The organism is Evansella sp. AB-rgal1 (assembly GCF_041820985.1).
In the GTDB taxonomy this organism is placed as follows: Bacteria; Bacillota; Bacilli; order Bacillales; family Salisediminibacteriaceae; genus Evansella.
Window position 1 is genome coordinate 1 of the sequence record NZ_JBGUAU010000060.1, and the last position, 9,083, is coordinate 9,083.

The 9,083-nt window shown below is 36.7% G+C and carries 7 protein-coding genes; 4 read left to right on the plus strand and 3 right to left on the minus strand.

Going from position 1 to position 9,083, the window contains the following annotated elements; genetic code table 11:
- Positions 1-81 precede the first annotated feature (81 nt).
- Positions 82-1,089 carry an HD domain-containing phosphohydrolase gene (locus tag ACERII_RS25420; protein ID WP_373645796.1) on the minus strand — a complete coding sequence of 336 codons (1,008 nt, stop codon included), beginning with the start codon at positions 1,087-1,089 and terminating at the stop codon, positions 82-84.
- Positions 1,090-1,533: 444 nt separating this feature from the next.
- On the opposite strand from ACERII_RS25420, the gene modA reads away from it, so the two are divergent.
- From modA to ACERII_RS25435, 3 genes are read left to right on the plus strand one after another with little or no spacing between them, the layout of a single operon-like run.
- Positions 1,534-2,322, plus strand: coding sequence for a molybdate ABC transporter substrate-binding protein (modA, locus tag ACERII_RS25425; protein WP_373645797.1), 789 nt, complete (start codon positions 1,534-1,536; stop codon positions 2,320-2,322).
- Positions 2,323-3,003 carry a molybdate ABC transporter permease subunit gene (modB, locus tag ACERII_RS25430; protein WP_373645799.1) on the plus strand — a complete coding sequence of 227 codons (681 nt, stop codon included), beginning with the start codon at positions 2,323-2,325 and terminating at the stop codon, positions 3,001-3,003.
- 4 nt (positions 3,004-3,007) lie between these two features.
- A complete protein-coding gene (locus tag ACERII_RS25435; RefSeq protein WP_373645800.1) occupies positions 3,008-4,066 on the plus strand; it encodes a sulfate/molybdate ABC transporter ATP-binding protein in 1,059 nt (352 codons plus the stop codon).
- An 82-nt stretch (positions 4,067-4,148) separates the two neighbouring features.
- Here the strand turns inward: ACERII_RS25435 and ACERII_RS25440 are convergent, their stop codons facing one another.
- Together ACERII_RS25440 and ACERII_RS25445 are read right to left on the minus strand one after the other, a co-directional pair.
- Positions 4,149-6,800, minus strand: coding sequence for a glycoside hydrolase family 28 protein (locus ACERII_RS25440; RefSeq protein ID WP_373645801.1), 2,652 nt, complete (start codon positions 6,798-6,800; stop codon positions 4,149-4,151).
- A gap of 279 nt (positions 6,801-7,079) precedes the next feature.
- Positions 7,080-7,412 (minus strand): hypothetical protein, encoded by a 333-nt coding sequence (locus ACERII_RS25445; protein WP_373645802.1) that lies wholly within the window; start codon positions 7,410-7,412, stop codon positions 7,080-7,082.
- A gap of 457 nt (positions 7,413-7,869) precedes the next feature.
- Here ACERII_RS25445 and ACERII_RS25450 point away from each other — a divergent pair.
- Positions 7,870-9,083, plus strand: a 1,214-nt coding sequence (locus ACERII_RS25450) for a S9 family peptidase (protein WP_483867439.1), incomplete at its 3' end; no start/stop codon positions are given.

Consider the following 9,083-nt stretch of genomic DNA (forward strand, 5'->3'; position numbering starts at 1 on the left):
GCACCTCAGCATGTAATATAGTTCTTACATTTTGTATTTGTTCCCAATTATTCTTCATTCATTTTCACCATCCGAAGAAATTTAATCAAAGAAATTAAACAGATGTATAAATGTATCTGTTATTTTGGGATCAAATTGAACACCTTTTCGTTCTAAGATATACTTTAAAGCTCTTTGTTTCGTCCATGCCGCCTTATATGCCCGTTGACTTGTTAGTGCATCATATACATCTACAATTGCCACAATTCTTGCTTCAAAAGGAATATCTTCCCCCTTTAATCCAAAGGGATATCCCTCTCCATTCCAATACTCATGATGATATAATATGATGTTTTCTGCTACGTTCCTGCTTTTCATGAAATCATTACTTGCTTCCGTAGATACCTTATCTAAGATATCCTTCCCCATTTGAGGATGCATTTCTATTATCTTTCTTTCATAAGTAGTAAGTTTTCCTGGCTTATACAGTATCCCTTCTGGAATTCCCGCTTTACCGATGTCATGTAAGATACTTGAATTTTTGATGTCTTGAAGAAAGTGCAAATCAATTGTTAAGTCATTCTTTTTTATATGAGCTTCTACCAATTGTTTTGTTAGCTCCTGAACTCGTAATAAATGATTCTCAATCCCAGGATCTCTAATTTCACAAGAGATAGCCAGTACCTTTAATAGTTCTTTTTGTACCTCTTCCTTCTTCACATTTGATAGATACATTCCATCGCTTAATTGTTCTAGCTCTTTAAAAACCCCGATGTAATAAACCGTTTGATTACATTCAATAGGGGTAATGGTAATAGATGAATGCCACAATTCTCCCGATTTTTTCTTATTAATGAACACACCTGACCAATAAGTTAATTTATTTAAGTTCTTCTTCATAGAAAGAAATGTAGATCGTGGTGTTAGACAGGACTTAAACATACCAGCGTCTTGTCCAATTACTTCATTTTTATTAAACCCAGTGATCGTTTCGAACGTTTTATTTACATTTATAACCACATGATTTATATCTGTGACAATCACAGCATCCCCTAATAGCAAGAAACACTCCAATTCTTTTGGTGTCTTTACTATTGCTGCTTCGTACAATCTAATCGCCCCTTCTCACCACATATGATTGAACTTCAAGTAAAAATAATTATAGACCTACTATATAGTAAAAATGACCAGCGTAAATCGTCTTTAATTCACAGATTTGTGACTTACGTTTAACTATGTATAAATGTCCTTATTTTTCACCTTTTATTTGGAAAAATAGGTGCGACCTCCAGGAGTTAAAATTTAATTGATATAAACCCAAAAAATTCATTCTTAAAAAGCATTTTATATAGAAGGAAGAGACTTTTTGAAGTTCCAGATTTAAAAAAGCACGAACTTTGAAAATCACTTTTCAGCTGAATATTTCTAATGCTAACAACAATGGTAATCCTGAAGACATAGAAGAGTATATATATATCATTGTATTCTCATTTACAAAACAATTATAATTATATCTAGTTATAACTAGACATACTTCGTTAAAAGGAGAATGGCATGAAAAAGACTCACAATTTCGTAATTATATCATTTACTTTTTTTGTTGTTTTCCTTGTTGGTGGTTGCAGTTCAAAGGAATCATTAGAAAACAACAAAGTAGAAATAAACGTTGCAGCTGCATCTGATTTAACTTTAGCTTTCACAGAAATAGGCAAATTGTTTGAGCAAGAAACCGGAGCAAAAGTTACCTTTTCATTTGGATCAACAGGTCAACTAGCAGACCAAATTGAGAACGGGGCTCCTTATGATATTTTTGCAGCCGCGAACGTTAAGTTCGTTGATCAACTCCGTGAAAAAAACTTAATCATTCCAGAAACCCAAACAACGTACGCTTTTGGTAGAATTGGAATTTCTACTCTACCAGACAGTACCTTATCAATTGAAACGATAGAAGATTTAGTAAAACCAGAAGTTAGAAAAATTGCAATCGCTAATCCTGCTCACGCTCCCTACGGATTAGCGGCTAAACAAGCGCTAGAAACTGCTGGGATATGGGATCAAGTGGAGGAAAAATTAGTTTACGGACGAAATATTTCAGACACACTTACTTTTATTGAAACTGGTAATGCAGAAGCAGGTATTATTGCACTTTCCCTTTATAGAGAGGACGAAGTGGATTTCCATCTTATCGATGAGGAGATGCACGCTCCACTCGAGCAGTCTATTGCTGTTATCAATCGTACAAGCGAGGAAGAAGTAGCGAAAGAATTTCTCAACTATATTAAGGGAACAATAGGGAAATCAATTATGGAGTCTTATGGTTTTATCGTTCCGGAGGGGAATTAAATGTTCGAAGGGATTAATTTATTTCCACTATTTTTATCATTAAGAGTTGCACTAACCGCAACTCTCTTTGCTTTTATCATTGGCATTCCTATTGCCTATTATCTCAGTCGATCAAATGGAAGAGTCGCAGATATTATTGACACGATCATAACTTTACCAATTGTTCTACCACCAACCGTACTAGGTTATTATTTATTAGTTTTACTAGGTCGTCAAAGTACCATCGGTAAATTTTTAGAAGAAAGATTCGACATTACCATTGTTTTCACACCTGCTGGGGCAGTTATTGCTGCACTCGTTGTATCGATTCCATTTCTAATAAAATCAGCGAGGTCCGCATTTGCTGGGATTGACCCTACATTACTGAATGCTGCAAGAGTTTTGGGAAGAAATGAATTAAATATTTTCTTAACTATTATCATCCCACTAGCTTGGAGAGGTATCGTTGCAGGAATTACTCTGGGATTTGCTAGAGCACTCGGTGATTTCGGGGCAACACTAATGGTAGCTGGAAGTATTCCTAATCAAACAATGACCATGCCTATTGCCATTTATGATGCTTTACTAGCTGGAGATCGGGAGTTGGCTAATATTCTCGTCTTCATTATGACAGTCGTATCAATTAGTATACTTTATATTATTAATCGACTGGAAAAAAGAATGATAAAGGGAAATGGGTGATTGTATGCTAAAGGTGGATATTAAAAAAAAACTAAAACACTTTCAATTGGATACCAAGTTCGAGGTAGGAACGGGGATTACAGGTATCATTGGCCCTTCTGGTTGTGGGAAGAGTGTTACTTTACAATGCCTCGCCGGACTTCTCTCACCAGAGTATGGTGAAATCTTATTAAATAATGCACCTCTTTATCATTCTCAACATCGCATTAATGTAAAATCAAGAAACAGAAAGATAGGTTATGTTTTTCAAAACTACGCTCTTTTTCCCCACTTAACGGTGGAGAAAAATATTGAATATGGCTTAAAAGGAAAAACCAATGTGGAGAAAAAACAAAAGGTATCCAACATGGTAAAAAAGGTACAACTTTCTGGCTATGAAAATTTCTATCCTAATCAACTTTCTGGTGGACAACAACAACGAGTCGCTCTCGCTCGAACGTTAGTAACAGAACCGGACTTACTCCTATTGGACGAACCGTTCTCTGCACTAGATCATCATGTCAAACATATTCTTGAACAAGAATTATTGAATATCTTAAAGGAAAATTACTCTGGTATTGTTCTACTTGTTACTCATAACATGGAAGAAGCTTACAGACTTTGTGATCATCTAATTCTGTATGATCAAGGACAAATCATACAATCAGGATCAAAAGATGCGGTTTTCAGAAAGCCAGAAAATATTTCTGCTGCAAAAATAATTGGTTGTAAAAATATAATACCCGTTAATTCCATATCCGAAGTCGAAGACCATATTAAGTGTGATATTTACGGATTAACAGTTAAGGTTGGAAGACAACCAATCTCAAATAATACAACACATGTTGGTATCTACTCTGAAAATATAAGGTTCAGGAAATTTGATTTTCCGTCGGATAACATGTTTTCTTTTACAGTAACAGAAGTGGTGAAAGGCGTTCACCAGACAAATGTATCGATTGATGTAGAAAATATACTCAACTTACATGTCTCTGTGCCGAATAATGAAGTAGATAGAATCTTAAAAGAAGAAGTAAAAGTGGAGTTGTCACCGAGTCATTTGTTTCTATTAGAAGGGCAGTAACTCCTTTTTTATTGAAGTGTTAAAACACGGAGTGCACTGAGAACTAACCTTTTCAGTGCACTCTTTTATTAATTAATCCTAACTATATTACTTTAATCGCAACTTCCATCTCAACTGGTATGATTCCATCATCTGCAATAAAAGTGACGATGTATGGCTCTTCCTTCATATCTTCAGCGGTCGGTGTCCAAGTGAAAGAACACGCTTGTCCCGGCGAAAAGGAAGAACTATCAAAATTTGCACCTACTGGAAGTTCGCTCACTTTTAATACCATTGGTTCAGATATACCTTGCACAGTGAAGTCCCTCACTGCCACAGTTTCATTGTAAATCTTGCCGTCCGTTTCACGGGTAGATGCTTCAAAAGCAGGCTGTCTAGCAATAACATCAAACGAAAGAGTCTCGCCCGCTTTAATACTTTGTGTTGGGACCGGTTTAAAAAATGGTCGGTATACGGTTTGTGGCAGAGGATATTCCTCTGTAGCACAAGCATAAGTATATCCGTTTTCAGGAACAGCTACCGTTTCGTATGAATAGATACTATCCTTTGGAGTTCCTGGTGCCGGTGAGTTGATCTCAATACTCTTAACAGAAAGCTTACTATCAATCTCAACATTCTCAACAGTTGTCGTATGATATTGATAATCTGGTACATACTCTAGTCCAGCAGGACGTTTATAATGGTTTGTTACAAAGACAACTTCTTCTACATTCACAGTATGTGAAACGTCCATATTTTTCAACTCACCATTTACCACATCATCAAGAACAACTGGATATCTCGTATCCTCAACAATAGAATGCATTTTTATATTATGAAGATATAGATTTTCCACATGTCTTGCATACAGACCATAAGCAGGAAGTATCCCCCAGTTGCTTGGTTCCGGATAAACTTCCGGAAGCTCTGGAACGTTGAACGGTGAATCCTTCCAGGTACCAGTTTCCGCATCCCAATCTACTCGTGGCAATAACCCCTCATTTTTCAAGAAAAAGGTGTTAATAAACCAAGGCAATGGTTGTATCTTTCGTTGCTTTTGGCCATTCTGCGAATATTCCCAGTTTGTATTCAACTGACGTTGTTCCACAGCATGCTCCAAACTTAGACCACCGCGATATTCCACCTGAACATTTTCGATGAGAACATTCTTTATGCGATTTCCATCAAGCCCCATTAATTCAATTGGATATCGAGGATCTACATTTTTCACCGAAATATTTCTAATGATAATATCATGGACATACGCTATATGATCGCTCCCATTTGCGTTAGCATAAAGGACAAGTTCACTCTCAGTTAGTTCCTTATCATAATCTGGTACATATTTCATCAATGTAGCATCATATTTCAGTGTATAATACTTACCATTTTCTTCATGAAAATTCGCCGTGTTCACTCTACATGCCTGCTCTTGGTCAACAACTTCAAAAAACGATTGGCCATCTACGGACACCTTACGATCTCTGTTATAAGAAGGCAGATAACGTTTCGCTGGATAAGTCTGATACGTTCCCTTAGCTGGGAGTACCCAGTTTATATTATCTAGGCGCACATTTTCTGGAGTTTCCTGTTCCGGAATGAAATCTTCTGATGTAGAATTCCCTGTTACCGGAAACCGTCCTCTATCACCTACTTTAATAAAAATAGGCGAACTACTAATATCTTCTAAAGTAGAATTCTCAAAAATAATATTACTTAAATCAGCTCCATCCACAGCCTCTAATGCAAAACCTCTTGAACGTTTGAATTGTACACGGCGAACAGTGACAATGTCATAGCCACAAGTAGACTCTGTACCAAGTTTCACACGGGCAGTTGGACCACATCGGTCTGTGGCTATTAGTTTATCTGTTGTAAACTCTCCTGAATAAACAGATCCCATATCATAACCATATACCTTGCAATCTTCAATCAACACATTTTTTAGCGGCATAAACAGACCACCACCGTAGGAAGCCTTCATTACAATGGCATCGTCCGTTAAGGAGTTAAACGTAGAGTTGCGAACGGTTACATTTTCACAACAATCGATATCGAATGCGTCCCGGTTTGTATCAACTAAGATATTGTTAACAAACATATTTTTTACACAAGTAGTAATAATGGCAAAATGACCACCTGCTAGAATAGAGAAATCACAGAACGCTACATTTTCACATCTCACTAACGCAATTGCCTTGTTTCCAAACCATTCGCCTTGATGGCCCGCTTCATTTCGTCGAACCGGATCATGAGGATCACCACCCATGAGAACATGTTCTAATTCTCCCTCGTCATTTAAAAAACTACCATCTAGTAATCCTGGTCCATAAATCATCACATCATGGATATCAGCACCGTAAATCAGACTATTTGCAAAATATGTATGGCCATGGTCCTGTAGACCAACATAAGGATTTACTTCTGGTTCTTCGTAGTTACCACCCTCGCCTACCTGGAGTTCGTAGGAATTCTTAATATCCGTTTTGGCAGCATGAAGCACGCTACCTTCACTCAAAAATAGATTAACACCGCTTTTTAGTAAAATGGTATACACCCTGAAATCACCTTTTGGAATGATTACCGTACCACCTGTCTCCGATGCTTTTTCAATAGCACTGTTAATCGCCCTCGTATTCTGCACGGGAGTTTGATCACTTCCCGCCCCAAAATCCCGAATATCGAATTTCCTATCTTCCTTGAGTAGGTATTCTTCATTAAATGAGCATCCTGTTGCCTCGGTTACTTGAAACATAATATCCTCCTATCAGTTCACTAAACAGATCATAGTTTGTAAGATTTTTCACAGTCTTATCCATACTAATTATATAGTAAATTCGTGATAATTCCTAAAGATCGTTACAAAAAACCCATTTATCTTTTAGTTGTTTTCATATTATTGAAAATAGATATACACAGTGTTATATCAGTTTTCTAGTCTTTCTGTAATAAAAAAATAGGGAGGATAAACATGAAAGTAAGGATGGGAACTAGAAGATTTTTGGAGAAGAGAGTATATCTTTTAAAGAGTATGTTAACCAAAGTAGACGGTCACACTACCTTCTTTTTCTGCTGTTGCTAAGCAATTTTGAATAAATTCAAGGATCTGTTTCATATCCCATGATTCAAAATCATCTTTTGTTGATGAAGATTTGGCATTATTAGGTAACCGATGGTAGATAATTAAAGCCCTTTGAATTTGCTCTTTTGAAAAACTAGAACTCCCCCCTGATCCACTTACTCCTGCATAGTACTCACCTGCATCTAATAACCTGTACAGTATCGTGGCATTATTATTTCCCATACTAAAACGTGCATAAGCAATTTCTTCTCCTGCTTTGTTAAATCCTGAAATATCGTGACCCATATGAATTCCTCCTATAATTTTTTTAAATTTGATTTACATAAACTCAAAAAAGATATAAAAGTTTACATGAGATATCACTCCTTTCAAATTGTCATTTTTTTAAGCTGTTAAATGGAATCAGTTATGGAAAAATAGAGTGCTTGTGGGAAATATGCTCGAAGTATGAAGGAAGAGATAATTGATAAATAGTAGATAAAAACGTATTAAGAGTAAAGTTTTTTATAGGGTTTGGGATTTGGGATTAGAAAAGTGTAACGAGAGGTAATGTGTGGTTGTCTACCTAATAATTCCATGATCTTCTATTTTTGTCAACTACCAATATAACGACAAAATACGACAGATATCTGTGGATGTCGATTGCCTGATATAGTTAATGTCAGCAAATTTTTAAAAAATGAATAGAGGTTTTCACATTCCGTGTACCGAAAGTATACTACGTAACGAAAAGGAGGATTTTATGAAACAACCTATAGCAAAACGCATTCCTCATCTCCATGATTTGCATGGCGATGTACGCAAAGACGACTATTATTGGCTGAGGAACCGCAACAATCCTGAGGTCATCCATTATCTAGAGGAAGAGAATAAGTATTTTAACGAAATCATGAGCCCCTTAAAGGAACAAACCGAACAAATTTACCAAAGTATGGTTGATCGAGTACCAGATTCAGAAGTAAATGTACCGGTCCAATATGGACAATTCTTCTACTATTCTCGTTCTGACAAAGACAAGCAATATCCAATTTATGCACGTAAGCGTGCTGCAAGCCGTGAGCTATTGTCTGATGCACATGAGGAAGTTGTGCTCGACTTAAATGAATTAGCTAAAGACGGAGATTACCTAAGTGTAACATTACAGCGTATGAGTACCGATCACAGTTACCTAGCATATTTGGAGAATCGAGATGGTTCAGACCGCTATACCATCCATATAAAAAATATGGAAACAGGTGAACTTTTACCCGACCGAATTAGAGAAGTCTATTTGTTTGGCAGCATGGAATGGAGTCATTGTGGAGAATATATTTTTTACATTACCGTTGACGAACATCAGCGTCCATACCGCTTATGGAGACATCGTATAGGAACAGACGTGGATCGTGATGAATTGATTTATGAAGAAAAAGACAATACTTTTACATTATATGTGAGCAAATCGCAAAGCGGAAAGTTTATCTTTGTTCAATCAAGTTCCAAAATTACGAGTGAAATTCGCCTGCTACATGCTGATTCACCACTATCTCCTTTACAACTGATAGATGAACGACGTAATGGAATAGAGTATGAAGTGGAACATTGGGGCAATGACCTGCTTATTTTAACAAATGAAGGTGCTTTGAACTTTCAACTTCTGCGATGTCCACTCGCTGACCTTTCTTCTCGGGAGAACGTCGTTGAGTATAACGAGAATCGATATATACAATCCATACACCCGTTTCAAGACACATTGCTTCTCTCTGGGCGGGAAAACGGGCTAACACAAATCTGGACTCTAGAGAACGGCGAGTTAAAACAATTTGAGTGGGATGAACCCTTATACACTGTCTCTGTCTTATCCAATCAAAGTTATGATGCTTCAGAAGTATTAGTTCAATTTGAGTCCTTGATCACACCACGAACAACTTATGGGCTTAATTTACTTACTGGCGAAAAAAAATGTTTACAAGTAGC